This window comes from Bradyrhizobium yuanmingense, assembly GCF_025200905.1.
GTDB lineage: Bacteria > Pseudomonadota > Alphaproteobacteria > Rhizobiales > Xanthobacteraceae > Bradyrhizobium > Bradyrhizobium yuanmingense.
In genome coordinates this window covers 5,424,928-5,441,880 of the sequence record NZ_CP104173.1, presented here as the reverse complement: position 1 = coordinate 5,441,880, position 16,953 = coordinate 5,424,928, and the positions used below count along the sequence as shown (strand labels likewise).

Below are 16,953 nucleotides of genomic sequence, written 5' to 3'. Positions count from 1 at the left end.
TATGGACCTACTCGCTACAACCAGTGCTGCCGCCGTTTCGACTTATGCACTACTCTCGACTATCTACAAGAGCGCGCAAGCGCTCTATGCTCAACCGACGATCAACACATCGCTAGAAGACGTGCTGGGACAATCGGAGGTGGTTTTTCCCACTGTGGACGTCATTGTGCCGTGCTTTAACGAGGATCCAAACACGCTCGCCGACTGTCTGAAGTCGATTGCCAGTCAGGACTACACCGGCCAGATACAGGTCTATGTGGTCGACGACGGATCTGCAAACCGCGACGTCGTCGCGCCTGTACACCAGATATATGCCAATGATCCGAGATTCAGTATCATCTTGCTGCCAAACAACGTGGGAAAGCGCAAGGCGCAGATCGCTGCAATACGCAGCTCGTCCGGCGACCTGGTCCTCAACGTCGACTCAGATACGATACTTGCTGCTGACGTCGTCTCGAAGCTTGTATTGAAGATGCATGACCCGGAAATCGGTGCGGCCATGGGTCAGCTGATAGCAAGCAATCGTAGCCAGACCTGGCTGACCAGGCTGATCGATATGGAATATTGGCTCGCGTGCAACGAAGAGCGAGCGGCACAGGCGCGTTTCGGGGCCGTCATGTGTTGCTGCGGCCCATGTGCCATGTATCGGCGCTCCGCACTTGCATTGCTTCTTGATCAATACGAAGCGCAATTCTTTCGTGGGAAGCCTAGCGATTTCGGCGAGGACCGCCATCTCACGATACTCATGCTCAAGGCCGGTTTTCGAACGGAATACGTCCCTGATGCGATAGCAGCCACAGTCGTCCCGCACAGTCTTCGGCCATATCTACGACAGCAACTCCGCTGGGCGCGCAGTACCTTTCGAGATACATTTCTTGCGTTCCGCCTGCTGCCAGAGCTCGATAGCTATTTGACGCTGGATGTTATCGGGCAGAATCTCGGCCCATTGCTTCTCGCCATTTCATCACTCGCTGCGCTCGCACAGCTCCTGATCGGCGGCTCTATCCCCTGGTGGACGGGATTGACGATTACTGCAATGACTTTGGTCCGGTGCAGTGTGGCAGCCGTTCGTGCTCGCGATTGGCGGTTTATCGGCTTCTCGCTCCATACACCGATCAATATCTTTCTCTTACTGCCTTTGAAGGCCTATGCGCTTTGTACGTTGAGCAATAGCGATTGGCTATCGCGAAAAGTCACCAATGTGCCGGCGGATGAGGAGGAACAGCGTGTCCTCCTGGACCCGAACGCCGGACGAAGTGCGGCTAGTGTAGGAGGAGGGCCGACCCCCATTCATAACGTCGGGTTATCGCACCTTCCATCGAGCCTGGCGGCGACGGAGTGTGTCTCCTGTCGCGATCGTTCGACTGCCTACAAATAAGTGGTCGGCTCATGACGCAGGACACGAATCGCCAGCTATTTGAGCGAGAGTTGGCTGTCGACGATCCATGGCGGCTCGACACTAGCACGTTCGAGCAGGAGCGATACGCGCAAATGCTCCAGATGTCGCGTTGCAACGGAGATGCTGGGTCTGCTCTCGAAGTAGGATGTGCAGCCGGTGCATTCACGGAGATGCTAGCGCCGCTCTGCGAGCGACTTACCGTGGTGGATGTCATGCCGCAGGCGATCGAGCGAGCACGCCTGCGGACCACTAAGTGGTCGCATATTACTTGGGTGACCTGCGACATTCAGCGGTTCTCGACCGCTGAGCAGTTCGATTTGATTGTCGTGGCCGAAGTTCTTTACTACCTCAAGGATATGGTCGAGATGCATGCGGCTATCCGCAACCTAGTGAGTATGCTTGCGCCAAGCGGCACTCTGATTTTCGGGTCTGCGCGTGATGAACTATGTCGACGCTGGGGGCACGCTGCTGGTGCCGAAACGGTGATCGCTCTCTTCAACGAGAGCCTGTCGGAGATCGAGCGTCGGCACTGCCGCACCGGGTCGGCCAACGAAGACTGTTTGATCGTCCAGTTTCGGAAGCCGGGCGGCTTGTCAGAACAATCACACTTCGGTCACTAGGCCAAGGGGGTCGTATGCGCATCTGCGGAATCAAGCTAACACACGACGGGGCAATTGCTGTCGTCGAGGACGGTCGGCTTCTTTTTTGCATCGAGCAAGAGAAGCGCGGCAACAGTCCACGCTATCAGTCCATCGACAATCTCGATGCAGTCGTGCTTGCGCTAGCGGAGCATGGCCTGGATCCGCGGGATATCGATCAGTTCGTCATTGACGGCTGGGACGGGGAGAATGAATCGCAGTTCGAGGTCCTAACCGGAGCTGTGCCGGTCGTGCTAAAAGGGGCGCCATATGTCGAGCGCCATTCCGAGGGCCTTCTTGATTCCGTTGACGGCTTTGGCCTGATCCTCGGAGGCAAGGTGTTTCCATATAAGAGCTATTCGCATGTCACGGGACACGTCGCTTCAGCATATTGCACCAGTCCATTTGCCAGCGCGGGAAAACCATCGTTTTGTTTAGTGTGGGACGGCAGCATCTTTCCACGTCTTTACTACGTCGAAGCTCGCGGCGCACGGCTCATTGCATCGCTGTTTCCGATGATCGGCCACGCTTATGCTGCCGCGGGCCTTCACTTCGGACCTTACAAACAGCCGAGCCGCTCTAGTTGGGATTTGGGCGTCGCCGGCAAGTTGATGGCATACATCGCGCTTGGTGCTGTCGACGAAAGCATCGTGGCAGCGTTTCAGGAGCTCTATGAAAAGCGCTTCGCGGCTGACACGGAGCAGGCTCGTCGCTATCGCGCGGACATTAGCAATGCGGAATCGTCTCTTGCGGCTATGCACGATTTCTTCGAGGCTAGCGCATTGCGCCTGACGGCCAAGCGAGCGGAGGACGTTCTTGCATCGTTTCATGTGTTTATGGAGCGTCTTCTCGTCAAGGAAATCGCGATGGTTCTGCTGCAACACTCGTCGCTGCCGGGCGCGCGAAATCTATGTGTCGCCGGAGGTTGCGGTCTCAATATCAAATGGAACAGCGCGCTTCGTGCGACGGGGCTGTTCGATGATGTCTGGGTGCCGCCGTTTCCGAATGATAGTGGCTCGGCAATCGGCGCCGCGTGCGGTGCTATGGCAGCGCAAGATGGCTTCGGGCCATTGGAGTGGTCAGTCTACAGTGGTCCGGCCCTACAGGAGAGCGAGATTCCGCCGGACTGGGAGGCGGCGCCTTGCAGTTTGCGTGAACTTGCGTCGATCCTTGCCGACAACAAGCCCGTCGTCTTTCTTTCCGGGCGTGCCGAGCTTGGGCCGCGGGCGCTGGGCGGCAGAAGCATTCTTGCAGCCCCAACGTGCCCGGCAATGAAGGATCATCTCAACGACATCAAGCGTCGCGAGCACTTCCGACCGGTAGCGCCCATCTGCCTCGAAGATCGGGCGCCGGAGATCTTCAGCCCGGGTACGCCAGATCCTTACATGCTGTTCGATCACCAGACCCGGGCGAATTGGCGAGACAAGGTCCCCGCGGTGGTCCACCTTGACGGCTCGGCGCGGCTGCAGACAATTTCCCGCAATTCTCCCCACAAAATTGCCGCGCTTCTCGTCGAATTCGAGCAACTCACCGGCATTCCGCTGCTCTGTAACACGAGCGCCAACCTCCACGGACGGGGATTCTTTCCGGACGCCGCGGCGGCCTGCCAATGGGGGCGTGTCGAGCATGTTTGGTGCGAGGGCATGCTCTGGAGCAGAACGGTCGTCACGAAGCCATCGTCCACGGAACGACTTCTGTCAGCCTAAGGTGACCATGTCCGCTGTGGCGATCGACCTTGCCCGTGTGAATAAGTCATTTGGCGACAAGCTTATCGTCAATGACCTTTCCTTCTCAGTTGCGCGCGGAGAGTGCTTCGGGCTGCTTGGGCCAAATGGAGCTGGCAAGAGTACGATTGCGCGCATGCTCCTCGGCATGATTTCGCCTGACGGTGGCAAGATTACAGTGCTCGATGAGCCTGTGCCTTCTCGCGCTCGTGCAGCGCGTGTGCGCGTCGGCGTGGTGCCGCAGTTCGATAACCTCGAACCCGCGTTCACGGTCCGAGAGAATTTGCTTGTGTTTGGCCGCTATTTTGGCATGAGCGCTCGTATGATCGAGGCGGTTGCACCCTCGCTGCTTGAATTTGCGCGCCTCGAACGCAAAGCGGATGTGCGCGTTTCCGAGTTGTCTGGTGGCATGAAGCGGCGGCTGACGCTGGCTCGTGCCCTGATTAATGATCCACATCTACTCGTGATGGACGAGCCGACGACTGGTCTGGATCCGCATGCACGTCACCTGATTTGGGAACGCCTAAGAGTCCTGCTTGCACGTGGCAAGACCATCCTGTTGACTACCCACTTCATGGAAGAGGCAGAACGCCTGTGCGATCGGCTGTGCGTGCTTGAGAGTGGATGCAAAATTGCCGAAGGCAAGCCAGACGCTTTAATTAACGAGCATATCGGCTGCAACGTGATCGAGATCTACGGTGGTGATCTACATCAACTCCGAGATCTGATCGCGCCTTATGCGCGGCACATCGAAGTGAGTGGTGAGACGCTGTTTTGCTACGCGCGGCAGCCGGAGCAAGTCCGCGTGCACCTGCGCGGGCGAGCGGACCTCCGCGTTCTGCAGCGCCCACCGAATCTCGAAGACGTGTTTTTACGATTGACCGGGCGCCAGATGGAGAAATGAGCGATGGATGATGGTTATGCGTCGGTAATGCCAGCTAACGCGTACAATTGGATCGCGGTATGGCGTCGAAACTTCCTGGCATGGAGGAAGGTCGCGCTTGCATCGCTTCTAGGCAATCTCGCAGATCCGATAACCAATCTGTTTGGCCTTGGCTTTGGCCTCGGACTCATTGTTGGGCGGGTTGAGGGGACTTCGTACATTGCCTTTTTGGCGGCCGGTATGGTCGCAATCAGCGCGATGACATCCGCGACCTTTGAAACCCTATATGCAGCCTTTGCCCGAATGGATGCCAAGCGCACCTGGGAGGGAATTTTGTTCACACAGCTCACGCTCGGCGATATCGTTCTAGGTGAGTTGGTGTGGGCGGCTAGTAAGTCCGTTCTCGCCGGGACATCTATTGGGATTGTCGCTGCGACGCTGGGTTATGCATCCTGGACGTCCATTCTCTTTGCGATGCCAACAGTTGCCCTTACTGGCTTGGTGTTCGGTAGTCTGGCAATGGTCGTCATATCTCTCGCTCCAACTTACGACTACTTCGTGTTCTACCAGTCGCTCGTCCTCACGCCCATGATGTTTCTCTGTGGCGCGGTCTTTCCGACAAGCCAGCTGCCCGACTCATTTCAGCACTTTGCCGGCGTGTTGCCGCTCGCACATTCGCTCGACCTTATTCGTCCAGCGATGCTTGAGCGCAGCGCCGAGAGTGCTGCCTTGCACGTAGGCGCGCTCTGTGCTTACGCGGTCTTGCCCTTTTTCGCGTCGACAGCACTATTGCGGCGCCGCCTGCTACGTTGACGTGAGTTGAGCGAAAGGGAGGACGAGAATCGATGCAGTGTCATGAGTCTTGCCGCCGTAGTTCGCGAGTGAGTGGGTCTGTTACAGCAGCTTCTGCAACGGCTTTAAGAGCCCACGATTGGGCCAGCTCTACGACCTGTTCGGCCCCTCGGTGTCGGACGCCAGCACCCTGTTCTAAGCGCCTGTCGCTAGACGTCGAGACAGGCTTTGCAAAGTCGTGTTGTGCCTTCTGGCCAGCGCACCGACGGAGCGTGACTGTTCAGGTTAGTTCGGTGGGATAGTTGGCCTTCCCATCATGACGAATGGAGAACGGAATGTTGTGCCTGGGACTGAGTGGTGGTCTTGATAGAATACATGAAAACTCTCCGCAGCTGCCGAATACATTTCTTCACGACGGTGCTGCGGTTCTTGTGCAGGATGGCCGCGTAGTTGCTGCTGTCGAAGAGGAGCGCCTCAACCGCCTCAAGCACTCCAACAAGTTTCCTAGCAATTCTATCCGATACTGCCTGTCTACCGCAGGCGTGGAGCTCGGCGAGATCGACCGTATCGCGTTCTACGCGACTGAAGCCTATTGCGGAACCATGCTCGAGCGTCTTTCTGTTTCTCAGCCCGTTCCGTTGGACGCCAAACTGTTGCTACGGCAGCTGCTGGCACGGGAATTCGGGGCCGAGATCGATCCGTCCCGGCTTTCCTTCGTGAATCACCACGAAGCGCATGCCGTGAGCGCGTTTGCCATGTCCGGGTTCGAGCAAAGTCTCGTCTTTGCGATCGATGGCGGTGGCGATTTTCTCTCAGGCTTATTGGCGGTAGGGTCTGGTACCGAAATTGCGCAACTCCAAACCTTCCCGGAACATAACTCCCTGGGGCTGTTCTATCTCGAGACGATCCGATATCTCGGCTACGGGATGTTCGACGAGTACAAAGTGATGGGGCTTGCACCCTATGGTGATCCCGATCGCTATCGCGCGCTCTTTGCGCAGTTCTACGAGTTGTTGGACAGCGGTGGCTACCGCGTTCACCTGGACCGAATCGGACCGGCCCTGGTCCGAAACATTCAGGTTCGGCGAAAGGGACAACCATTCACGCAGCAGCATCGAGATGTCAGCGCGTCGCTGCAGGAAGCGCTGGAGCGGATCGTGTTTCACACCCTGCGTCACCATCGTAAGGCGACTGGCATGACACGCTTGTGCCTAGCTGGCGGGGTGGCCCATAATTGCACGCTGAACGGAAAGTTGCTTTATTCTGGTTTATTTGATGACATCTTCGTTCAACCCGCGGCGCACGACGCTGGTTGCGCACTCGGCGCTGCATTGATGGTGTCAAACGAGCTAGGCAGCCCAGCGCCGCGCGAGCGACTGTCGGACATTTATTGGGGACCCGATCTCGGGAATGAGCAAGCCATCGAGCAAGAGCTCAACGCATGGTCAGGCCACCTCGACATTCAACGAAGTGATGACATAGCATCCAGTGCGGCAGACTGGCTGGCAAATGGCGCTGTAATCGGCTGGGTTCAGGGCCGCTCTGAATTCGGCCCACGGGCGCTTGGCAACCGCAGCATTCTCGCGGACCCGCGGCCTGCGGAAAATAAGGACCGCATCAACGCCATGGTCAAGAAGCGTGAGGGCTACCGCCCCTTTGCGCCATCTGTACTCGAGGAGGATGCGAGCGAGTTCTTTGAGCTCCCGAACGGAACGCGTCAGCTCCCCTTCATGAACTTCGTGGTTCGTGTGCGTGAAGCCAAACGTAATGGGCTCGGTGCCATCACGCACGTTGATGGCACTGCTCGGCTGCAGACGGTGTCTCGCGAGACAAACCCCGCCTATTGGGATGTAATTAGTGCGTTCAAGAGGCGAACAGGAATTCCGATCCTTCTGAATACCTCATTTAACAACAATGCCGAGCCGATCGTGCAGTCCGTGTCAGATGCGATCACCACGTTCTTGACGACTGAACTGGATGGACTTGTTATTGGGCCGTTCCTCGTCAGGAAGCGGGTAGCGTCACTGCGGGATTGGAGTGCACTGGGCGTGTCATTGCCGCCGTATGCATCCCTTCATCGCGTTCGTTCTTACACGACGCCTGATCGTCAGGAAACGGTCTGCGAGATCCGCACGGGACATTCCGCCCACTATAGTAAGCGTATCTCACCTGAGCTTTTCGAGGTGTTGATGCGGATCGAAGGCGAGGCGTCGCTCGGGTGCCTATTCGACGCAGCCATGATGGACCAGGCCAAGCGTGAAGATCTCGTGAAGGAATTGCGGCTCGTATGGGAGCTGCGGGGCGTTCGCCTTCATCCGCTGCGCGCAGCTTGAGGCCACAATAAAGTGCAAGGCGGAACATAGGCGTAGGTCATGAGCATCGCCAAGCCCGTAGGCGAGGGGGCCAGGCCATCCGACGGACAGGGGCATTGTGCATCCGACTTCCGGCAGGTCGATGCAGCACCGCTGAAAAAGGGAGAGAAAGTGTTGAGAGAACGCGGCCCATCACGGATAGCCCTGCTATGAAGTTCTACCGACGCAGCCCGCCGGGACCGCTTCGGACCGTGACGCCGGGCGAGAAGATACCCGAGATGTCTGTGTCGACGTCTTTTGTGCAACCAGCAACGCGCGAAAAGGCAATCCAGATGGTTAGCGGCTCGATGAATGATCGGTTCGTAGTGTCCCGACGACGTACGGGGTTCGGCGACTGTCTGTGGTCACTGGCGGCAGCCTGGCATTTTGCAAAGCAGACAGGGCGCACGCTAGTCATCGATTGGCGGGGGTCTTGTTATCTCGACAAACCATTCCGTAATGCCTTTCCAGTCTTCTTCGAACCGGTTCAAGACATAGCCGGCGTGCGAGTCATTTGCGACGACGACCTCAATGAACGTTCGTTTCCCGGGCCATTCTTTCCGGCATGGTGGAATAAGCCAGCTATTGATTGCGTCTATCGTCCGGACGAGCAGATTTTTCGCGAACGTGACCAGCTGGACCAACTGTTCCAAAGTAAGAGAGATTGTGACGCTAACACGGTGGTGTGTGATGCGTGTCTGATGTGGCGCTGCGATCAGAAAGCGGAGCGAGAGATCTTTCGGAGTATCAAGCCGCGAGCGGAAATTCAGGCTCGGATTAATGCTATGTACCGCGAGCACTTTGAGCCATATAGCGTAATCGGGATTCATGTCCGGCATGGCAACGGCGAAGATATTATGGGGCATGCTCCTTATTGGGCGGACCCGCAGCGCGCCTTGCGACAGGTCTGTAGGGCCATCGACAAGGCCAGGGGGTTACCCCACGCGAAGCCTGTGAGGGCGTTCCTGTGCACGGACAGTGCGCTCGTCCTTGAGCAGGTTTCGACAATATTTCCTGATGTTTTTGCGATCCCAAAACAGTTCCAGGCGCCTCACGCCGGCCCGTTGCACAGCGCCGCCCTTGGAGCTGAGGGTGGCGTTTCTGCCCTAATCGAGATGTATCTGCTTGCGCGCTGCGACACGGTGATCCGTTTTCCCCCAACGAGCGCCTTCACGCGCTATGCGCGTCTTTTTGCTCCACGCGTTATAGAATTCGACTTGAGCGATCCGAGCCGGTTGATCCTGATTGAAGACAAATCGCAAGAGCTCGTGGCTTCATGAAAGTCTTAACCCGCTTGATCGACCTGATTGCCGCTCTTTGCATCCAAGAGTACTGGCAGTTCTTTCACAAGCGACAACCGTCTGCCCAACGTGATGCTGTCGGCGCGAACTTCCAGCGACGAACAGAACGAGGCGACAGCTAAATGCCGTCTGCTGAGCCGCGAGATCGACAACAACGGCCCTAAAGTGTTGCGCAGCGGCAAGCAGGCGTAACACGTTGTCATCATCGCTCCGGGCCAACCACGATTCGACGTAAATACGTACGGGCGCGGATGATCACATCGCGCGCTCGCGCCCGCAACGAACCCGTCCGACGATCCCCGTGCTGTTCAGAGCAGGGTGCGAAAAATCAAAATCGACGGCCGACAAATCTAACGTGCGAGGCTGGTACGTCAGCTTTGGATTGCGCGGCTGTAGTCGGCCGTAGCGATCGTTGACTTCGAAGAATGGGGCCGACCAGCGGCGGGCTCATTCGCTTCGATCAAGGAAGCGAGCGCGGTTCATAGTCTCACATGAAGCAAGCGAGTGTGCTTGTAAACTTACGTAACTAATTCACCATCGCTGTCACAAAGCACACCAACGGATGTCTTGAATCAGCCAAGTCGTCCGCGTGCGCGGCAATAGGACGCAAAACGGAAGTAATTTACGTGCACCGCAGTGGCGCAAATCCTGCTACGCGTTCGCCGGCGCAACGTTAGAGGAGGCTGCCGTGAGTCTCGATCTGCCAAATGATAATCTGATCAGAGACCCGCTGCCCGAAACACATTTGGGGTGCCTCGTTCAGCCCGACAAGGCGCGTGTTGAGCGTAGAGAACAGAAGGCGATATTGCTCACCGGGGCATCGCGCGGAATTGGTCATGCCACTGCCAAGCTGTTCTTGGAGGCGGGCTGGCGCATCATTTCCTGCGCGCGTCAACCTTTCGATAGCGAGCGATGCCCCTGGGAGGCAGGGAACGACGATCATTTCCAGATCGACCTCAGCAATCATCGAATGCTGCCGCGCGCGATCACCGAAGTCAAGAAACGCTTGGCTGGTGCGCCCTTGCACGCGCTGGTAAATAACGCCGGTGTCTCGCCGAAAACGATCACTGGTGATCGGATGACGTCGTTGACCACGTCAACCGAAACCTGGATGAGGGTGTTTCATCTTAATCTGGTGGCTCCGATCCTGCTGGCGCAGGGTTTGTTTGACGAGCTAAAAGCCGCGTCAGGATCAATCGTCAATGTGACTTCAATCGCGGGTTCCCGGGTGCACCCATTCGCCGGTAGCGCCTATGCCACCTCGAAAGCGGCGCTTGCCAGCCTCACACGCGAACTGGCCCATGATTATGCGCCGCATGGCATCCGTGTGAATGCGATCGCGCCAGGCGAAATCAAGACCGACATGCTATCGCCAGAGACGGAAGCCCGTCTCGTGCCAAGTATCCCGCTGCGTAGAGTGGGGACCCCGGATGAAGTGGCCAAGGTCATCTTCTTCCTGTGCTCGGATGCGGCGAGTTATGTCACGGGGGCCGAGGTGCCGATCAATGGCGGGCAGCACCTGTGAAGCGGCCCACTTGGACGACGCGGCTGGCTTGAGCTGCAGCGGCACCTATGTGCTCCGCTGACACGCACACAATCCGCAAAAAGTGAAACGAAGGCACATGAAGTTTACTGTCGTGCATAAAAAGGTGTCACGGTTCCATGTCATCTCGTCAACACTTGGCGCTAGATCGAGAGTGACATGCAAGACCAAGCTCGCCAACCCGAACATGGCTCCAAGGAGGATAATCAAGACAACGGAGACAGGCTCATGCTGCATATTCCATCCTCGAGCGAAAGACCTGCCTCGCAGCCGGACCCGGAGCGTAAGCCCTCGGAGGTGCCGTCTTATGAGGGCGCTCTGAACGGCATCTTCGAAATATCGAAAATACTCAGCGCCCCTGATTATCTCGAAGTCACGCTGGCCAGGGTCGTTGGCCTCCTGCAATCGTTTGTGCAGATGCGACACGGCATCGTCTCACTGTTCGATGATGACGGTGTGCCGGAAACTACAGTTGGCGCCGGCTGGAGCGAAGGCAATGACGAACGTTACCGGACCTGCCTGCCGCAGAAAGCAATCGAGCAGATCGTAGCGACAGACAGGCCTCTTGTCGTCGAGAATGTAGCCGCCGAGCCGGCCTTCAGCGCTGCCGACCGGGAGGTTCTAGGTGCCTCCGATAGTATGCCCGTATCGTTCATCGGGGTTCCGATTCGCATTGATCCAAGGGTCGTTGGTACGCTGACGATAGATCGTACCCAGGACGATAGTTCAAGTCTTCGACTCGAGTACGATGCTCGGCTGCTCGCCATCGTCGCCAACCTGGTAGGACAAACAGTGAAGTTGCACCGCTTGTCCGCCTGCGAGCGAGAACGACTGCCAGCGGAGAAAGACCAGCCACAGAAGCAGATAGTTGAACTCGGGCGGCCCGCTCGCGAGCGCAAGAAGCTTCACGCCCACGGGATCATTGGCGACAGCGCTGCGCTGAGCGGGCTGCTCGAGAAGATTGCGGTTGTGGCCCAATCGAACAGCACGGTTCTGCTGCGTGGCGAATCCGGTACCGGCAAGGAGCTCGTAGCCAGGGCCATTCACGAGTCTTCGTCCCGTGCTAAGCGGCCGTTCGTTAAGCTGAATTGCGCGGCGCTCCCTGAGACGGTTCTGGAATCGGAATTGTTTGGCCACGAGAAAGGTGCCTTTACCGGTGCGGTCGGCTCGCGCAAGGGGCGCTTCGAGTTGGCTGACAAAGGGACGCTGTTTCTGGATGAGATCGGCGAGATCTCAGCTCCGTTCCAGGCGAAGTTGCTGCGAGTTCTGCAAGAGCAGGAGTTCGAGCGCGTGGGCAGCAATCACACGATTAAGGTCGATGTTCGAGTTATAGCTGCGACTAACAAGAACCTTGAAGAGGCCGTGACAAGGAGCGAGTTCCGCGCGGACCTCTACTATCGTATTAGCGTAGTTCCCTTGTTGTTGCCGCCGCTGCGCGAAAGACGCAGTGATATTCCGCTGCTGGCCAGAGAGTTCCTCAGAAAGTTCAACAGTGAGAACGGCCGTACGCTGACCCTGGAGGCGAGTGCGATCGATGTACTGATGAACTGCGGGTTTCCGGGAAATATCCGCGAACTCGAAAACTGCATCGAGCGAACAGCGACGCTGTGTGCCGGATCATCGATTGTGAGAAGTGACTTTGCCTGCTGCCAAGGGCAGTGCCTTTCCATGATGCTCTGGAAAGGAACATCGGACGACAAGCCAGAACAGGCGGTACCCATGCAACCGGTGCCCGCAAAGTCGCTCATTCCGCCAGCTCAAACGACCTTGCCGCCGCAGTCTATCGGCGAAATGACCTCACTTGCACCTGCCGGCAGAGTTCTCGATAGCGGTGCGAGGATGGCCGATCGCGAACGGGTCATCGCGGCCATGGAAAAATCTGGCTGGGTGCAGGCTAAGGCAGCGCGCCTACTCGGGCTAACCCCGCGCCAAATCGGCTACGCGCTACGGAAATACGGAATCGAGATAAAGCGGTTCTGAACGACCACGTCGGCGCGGAACTGCGACTGCCAATGAGATAGGTGAAGAACGATCCCGAATAGGCATCTACGCAATCTGAAGGGAAAGGGGCCCGCCGGCGGGCGCTGACGTGGCGCGCGCAACGAACTCGAGGCGAGCCCTTCTGTTCGGGGACAGATGGAATTATCCGCCACGAGTACAGAGCCGCAGCTGCGGGCCATACAATGGCAATCATCGGCAGCTCGACATGTAACAAGCTATTCACCCCTATTCTCAATCAAGGGAACGAGTGAGGAGCAATGCTTATTGGCCCTCAATCGGTCTGACGCCCGCAGGTGATTGGCGCAGGGCTTGCGTCACTCGGCTGGTGTGCCGAGCGGAACAGCGTTGTCGGCGCCATGACTTGTGTCAGCATTCGTTCGTCCGGAAGGGCGCGCTAGAGCGGCGTCTCACCCATTGAGCGCTTGTGATAGCGAGCCGATTCCAATCCGGTGGCGATGGTACAACACTTGCTGTCTCTTCGCAGCCATCGCATCTTTGGAGCAACATCGTGCACAATGTCGTCTGCATCAAGCAGGTTCCGGACTCGGCGCAGATCCGTGTTCACCCCGTCACCAATACAATCATGCGTCAGGGAGTGCCCACCATCATCAACCCATATGACCTCTTCGCGCTGGAGGCCGCGCTGGAGCTGCGCGATCGGTTCGGCGGCGAAATTACCGTGCTTACGATGGGACCGCCATCGGCGGAAGAGTCGTTGCGAAAGGCGCTCACTTATGGTGCTGATCGCGCCGTCCTACTCACCGATCGCTGCTTTGCGGGGTCCGACACGTTGGCCACAACGTATGCACTTGCAACCGCTATCCGGAAAATTGGTAAGGAATATGGCCCGACAAGCCTCATCTTCACGGGAAAGCAGACGATCGACGGCGATACTGCGCAGGTTGGTCCCGGCATCGCAAAGCGACTGGGTGTAGTGCAGCTAACTTACGTTGCGGAGATCAAATCCTTGGACCTCGTCGCCCAAACCATTGAAGCGGAACGACGCTCCGAAGGTGGTGTGCAGGTGTTGCACACCAGATTACCGTGCCTCATCACTATGCTTGAGGCTACGAATCAGATTCGGCGCGGCGCAATGACGGACGCCTTGCGGGCCGCGCGTGCCAAAATCGTGAAATGGAGCGCGCAAGATGCCGGTGTCGAAGACATCTCCAAATGCGGCCTCCGGGGCTCGCCGACGGTCGTCAAGCGGGTGTTCGCCCCCTCTGCGCGCGCCGAGAAGGCGGCACTGGTTGAGGCCGTGGAGCAACCGGCGCAGGCGCTGATTGACGCAATTTTCAAGCAGCAACCGAAGCTGGAAACCGATCTTGCTGCACTTGCACGTGACGCTCGATCTGGGGAGTCCAGGCAAGCATAGTGAGTAAGCCTCAAGGAATGTATCCCGCACCCGTGTCGATGGGCGCGCAACATGTAGCTACGCATCTCGGCCTGCTACTAATAGAGTCTGCCTCTGGCATCCGTCGATCTCGCGTTCAGCCGGGGCTGCATGTTCTGTACAAGACGTGTGGCCAAATCGATGCGCCGGAATCGCCCGGGATTGTTTGGACACGGCAAGGGGGGCGCATGCTCCAGATCCAGTGTTGGTGGTGTTCGACGACGTGGCGGGCCATTGCTGCGCCTAACGGTCGCGAACGAAGACCGAATACGTCAGCGACCGGGTCACCATACTGCGCTGCGGGCTGCGCGCCCAAAGCGCTGTCGCTGGTTCCGAGGCGCAAAGTCAACGTATGCGGCGCCTTTAAAGCAAACTCCGCCATTCAGCATCCCTTTACGCGTATGAGCAGCCGCTGGCTATTCGTTGTTTCGTTTCTGACGGCGGTCCGCAGCCTCTCAATTCCATACGCTTGCGATGAGAGGGCCTCACGAGCATTTGCCAACCTATTCAGAATCTTACTGAGCGAATTCAAGAGTTGGCATGATGATTGCTGTGAGCCAGTAAGAACTTAGAGGTGGTAATTACGAACGCGAGGGGCGAGCATGTTTTTGAGAGTGTTTGTGCGCCACCGAGGAATGCTGGCCGTGGCAGGCATTTGGGCGTCGGACTGCTGGTGGACCGGAAACCGACCGGCTCCCCATCGCTCCATTAACGAAGGCATTCCCTTCGATGTGCATGAGCTGGACTAAGCATGCCGTTGTCTGCCATCGCGCAGGAAACTACTAAAACGTCACCTGGAAGGTGAATGCAATCATTGGCCCTTCGAAGCCAGTGAACTGGGGTGCGTTAATGGTTGGTCCGGACACAAAGTGTCTTTGTCACAGACCATTCGCTTGTGCAGGGATCAAATGACATCTCAAACGTCTAGATTTGCAGCGGGTCAAGCTCCGAAGCTATCCTGCGAGTACTTGACCGAGCAAGCGCGGTCCTTGTTCGGCCCACATCCGTTCGCCTCGCAGCTGTCTGAAGATCAGGTCACCAGCCTGCTACCTGAGTACCTGGCGATGTCGCAGGCGTTCCCGTACCTGCAGGCGGGTGCTCAAAGAGATCTCATATTCGATGCAATCCATCACAATCGGGATCTTACAAGGGACATTGAACTGACCAGCGTGGTCGCGAATTTTATCTGCTGGGACGAGACCGGTGGCCACGGCCGGGTTCTCCAGGGCGGCAACGCCGCACTGCCGGATATTCTGTTGACAGAAAACTTTCACTCCAACCTGTTGAAAAAGGATGCCTCGCAACTACTCGGCAGAGCAATACTGCCCAACTATAGTTCTACGACGAAGCAGTACCTGCATTCTCTCTATGCCGGATTGTCATCGAAAGACTCCTTAGTTCGTTGCGCTTACATGGTCGCTTTTGAGCTACATGCTGCCGACATGATCCAGTCGCTATGGACCACTCTGGCTAAGACCTTTAAAGCGCGGCCTGACGATCTTGAGTATTTTCGGAGCCATGTCGGCGGAGAAGATCCCGCGGAGAAGTACCACGGTGAAATGACGAGCCGGCTGATTGGTGAACTTGTGCAGGCGGACGGTAGAGGTCGCTTTTTGGATGAATTCGTTCGAGCCTATCGGCTCAGCGTCCAGTGGTGCCACGATCTGCTCGGAATTGACGGGCTCACGGGAAATGATCACTCGGAGATCCAGCATCATGGCCGATGTCATTGCGGCTCTATCAAGTTCTACGTCAGAGCGCCCCGAGAGCTCTCTGCAGTTCGATGCAATTGCTCAATTTGTCAAATGTCCGGATTTGTCCACTTGCTCGTAACTGGCGATAAGCTACGTATCGAGTGCGGTGAAGAATTCCTCACTACGTACCAGTTCAACACGAACATTGCTCGGCACACGTTTTGCCGGCTTTGTGGCGTAAAGCCATTCTATAGGCCGAGGTCGAACCCCACAGGGTTCAGCGTAAATATTCGATGCCTGGATAGAACGACGATCGCACGCATAAAAATAACCGAGTTCGACGGCGAGCATTGGGAGCAAGCATTCGTTTCAATGCACAAGGACCCGGAGACCTGCATCGAAGATCAAAGGAGTGAGCTCGAATGGCGCGCGCAGTGAATGACAAATCCCGTCTGCTCTCTGAGGAAGTGTTAACAAAGTACCGCATAGAGCTGTTAGTAAAGGGGACGGTCGTGATCGCCCCCCACGTATTGTTCACCCAAGACGACTTGGCCAAGATCGATCAGCTGCAGGCTGAAATTCCCGAAGAAGAAGTGCGGGAGGGAGATGCCGGCGACTTGCACAGCGTCTTTGTCAAGCGCGTGAGGGTAGACCCTCCGGGCAAGGCGCCGAGCAACGTGAGTGGTACAGCTTCAGGGCAGATTATGGAGCTAGTTGAAAGCAAAGATCGCAGCTTTGCGCTGAGACATATCTTCGGAGCGTCCTCAGATTACGTGGTTCGCCGATGCCAAATGCACCGTATGCCGCCGGGTTCCTTTGTCGGCATCCATTTGGATGCGAAGAGTGATCCCGATTTCGAGTACTCGGTGATCGTGCAGCTAGCGAGAGACTTCGAAGGGGGTGAATTCGTGGTATATCCAACCGGGTACGAACAGCACGTATTCAGACCGCCATTTGGTGCTGTGCTTGTCACAACATGTAAGGTCCGGCATGAAGTAAAGCCGGTGTCGAGTGGGGAGCGACGATCTCTCGTCTACTTCTGCTCAAAACGCGGCGGAGCGAACCGCCGGATCGTCGAAAGCTCTGCCGCTCGGCTATGAGGTGGTGCGCCTGATATGGTTCTCTGAGAATCGGGGGCGGGCGAGCTTTCCGGGAATTTAATCGCTTTCCATCTTGTGGTCAGCCTGTCCTGGTAGAGTCTGCGGCAATTCTGGAAGGTTCTAGTTTCAGAGCT

General features: G+C 57.1%; 13 protein-coding genes. All 13 read left to right on the top strand.

All coding sequences use genetic code 11. The features are described 5' to 3' along the window. The first annotated feature begins 1 nt into the window (after position 1). Positions 2-1,378 (top strand): chitooligosaccharide synthase NodC, encoded by a 1,377-nt coding sequence (nodC, locus tag N2605_RS25545; protein ID WP_260343515.1) that lies wholly within the window; start codon positions 2-4, stop codon positions 1,376-1,378. Positions 1,379-1,389: 11 nt separating this feature from the next. Then, complete coding sequence (nodS, locus tag N2605_RS25540) at positions 1,390-2,019, top strand: nodulation methyltransferase NodS (protein ID WP_260343513.1); 630 nt, start codon at positions 1,390-1,392, stop codon at positions 2,017-2,019. Between the two features lie 14 nt (positions 2,020-2,033). Beyond that, complete coding sequence (nodU, locus tag N2605_RS25535) at positions 2,034-3,743, top strand: nodulation protein NodU (protein WP_260343511.1); 1,710 nt, start codon at positions 2,034-2,036, stop codon at positions 3,741-3,743. Between the two features lie 7 nt (positions 3,744-3,750). Beyond that, complete coding sequence (gene nodI, locus N2605_RS25530; protein ID WP_260343509.1) at positions 3,751-4,665, top strand: nodulation factor ABC transporter ATP-binding protein NodI; 915 nt, start codon at positions 3,751-3,753, stop codon at positions 4,663-4,665. Between the two features lie 3 nt (positions 4,666-4,668). Continuing rightward, positions 4,669-5,457: an ABC transporter permease gene (locus tag N2605_RS25525; RefSeq protein WP_260343507.1), complete on the top strand. Its 789-nt coding sequence runs from the start codon at positions 4,669-4,671 to the stop codon at positions 5,455-5,457. A 314-nt stretch (positions 5,458-5,771) separates the two neighbouring features. After that, positions 5,772-7,769, top strand: a complete 1,998-nt coding sequence (locus tag N2605_RS25520) for a carbamoyltransferase family protein (protein ID WP_260343505.1) — start codon at positions 5,772-5,774, stop codon at positions 7,767-7,769. A gap of 188 nt (positions 7,770-7,957) precedes the next feature. Continuing rightward, entirely contained in the window at positions 7,958-9,067 is a 1,110-nt protein-coding gene (locus N2605_RS25515; RefSeq protein WP_311735322.1) for a nodulation protein NodZ, read from the top strand. A 27-nt stretch (positions 9,068-9,094) separates the two neighbouring features. Next, positions 9,095-9,280 (top strand): hypothetical protein, encoded by a 186-nt coding sequence (locus tag N2605_RS25510; RefSeq protein WP_260343504.1) that lies wholly within the window; start codon positions 9,095-9,097, stop codon positions 9,278-9,280. 496 nt (positions 9,281-9,776) lie between these two features. Then, the gene (locus N2605_RS25505; RefSeq protein WP_057027290.1) at positions 9,777-10,613 is read left to right on the top strand and encodes an SDR family NAD(P)-dependent oxidoreductase; all 837 of its coding nucleotides are present in this window, start codon (positions 9,777-9,779) and stop codon (positions 10,611-10,613) included. Positions 10,614-10,790: 177 nt separating this feature from the next. After that, the gene (nifA, locus tag N2605_RS25500; RefSeq protein WP_260343501.1) at positions 10,791-12,611 is read left to right on the top strand and encodes a nif-specific transcriptional activator NifA; all 1,821 of its coding nucleotides are present in this window, start codon (positions 10,791-10,793) and stop codon (positions 12,609-12,611) included. Positions 12,612-13,140: 529 nt separating this feature from the next. Further along, positions 13,141-14,007: an electron transfer flavoprotein subunit beta/FixA family protein gene (locus N2605_RS25495; RefSeq protein ID WP_260343500.1), complete on the top strand. Its 867-nt coding sequence runs from the start codon at positions 13,141-13,143 to the stop codon at positions 14,005-14,007. Positions 14,008-14,993: 986 nt separating this feature from the next. Then, positions 14,994-16,157: a GFA family protein gene (locus N2605_RS25490; RefSeq protein ID WP_260343499.1), complete on the top strand. Its 1,164-nt coding sequence runs from the start codon at positions 14,994-14,996 to the stop codon at positions 16,155-16,157. Next, entirely contained in the window at positions 16,142-16,819 is a 678-nt protein-coding gene (locus N2605_RS25485; protein WP_260343498.1) for a 2OG-Fe(II) oxygenase, read from the top strand. The genes N2605_RS25490 and N2605_RS25485 overlap by 16 nt, the downstream gene beginning before the upstream one ends. The last annotated feature ends 134 nt before the right edge of the window (positions 16,820-16,953 follow it).

What these genes read in the sequence shown, in the direction of transcription:
- nodU (WP_260343511.1), top strand. Translation starts at nt 2,034, where the DNA reads ATGCGCATCTGCGGAATCAAGCTAACACACGACGGGGCAATTGCTGTC.
- N2605_RS25485 (WP_260343498.1), top strand. Translation starts at nt 16,142, where the DNA reads ATGGCGCGCGCAGTGAATGACAAATCCCGTCTGCTCTCTGAGGAAGTG.
- nodI (WP_260343509.1), top strand. Translation starts at nt 3,751, where the DNA reads ATGTCCGCTGTGGCGATCGACCTTGCCCGTGTGAATAAGTCATTTGGC.
- N2605_RS25525 (WP_260343507.1), top strand. Translation starts at nt 4,669, where the DNA reads ATGGATGATGGTTATGCGTCGGTAATGCCAGCTAACGCGTACAATTGG.
- nifA (WP_260343501.1), top strand. Translation starts at nt 10,791, where the DNA reads ATGCAAGACCAAGCTCGCCAACCCGAACATGGCTCCAAGGAGGATAAT.
- N2605_RS25515 (WP_311735322.1), top strand. Translation starts at nt 7,958, where the DNA reads ATGAAGTTCTACCGACGCAGCCCGCCGGGACCGCTTCGGACCGTGACG.
- N2605_RS25520 (WP_260343505.1), top strand. Translation starts at nt 5,772, where the DNA reads ATGTTGTGCCTGGGACTGAGTGGTGGTCTTGATAGAATACATGAAAAC.
- nodS (WP_260343513.1), top strand. Translation starts at nt 1,390, where the DNA reads ATGACGCAGGACACGAATCGCCAGCTATTTGAGCGAGAGTTGGCTGTC.
- nodC (WP_260343515.1), top strand. Translation starts at nt 2, where the DNA reads ATGGACCTACTCGCTACAACCAGTGCTGCCGCCGTTTCGACTTATGCA.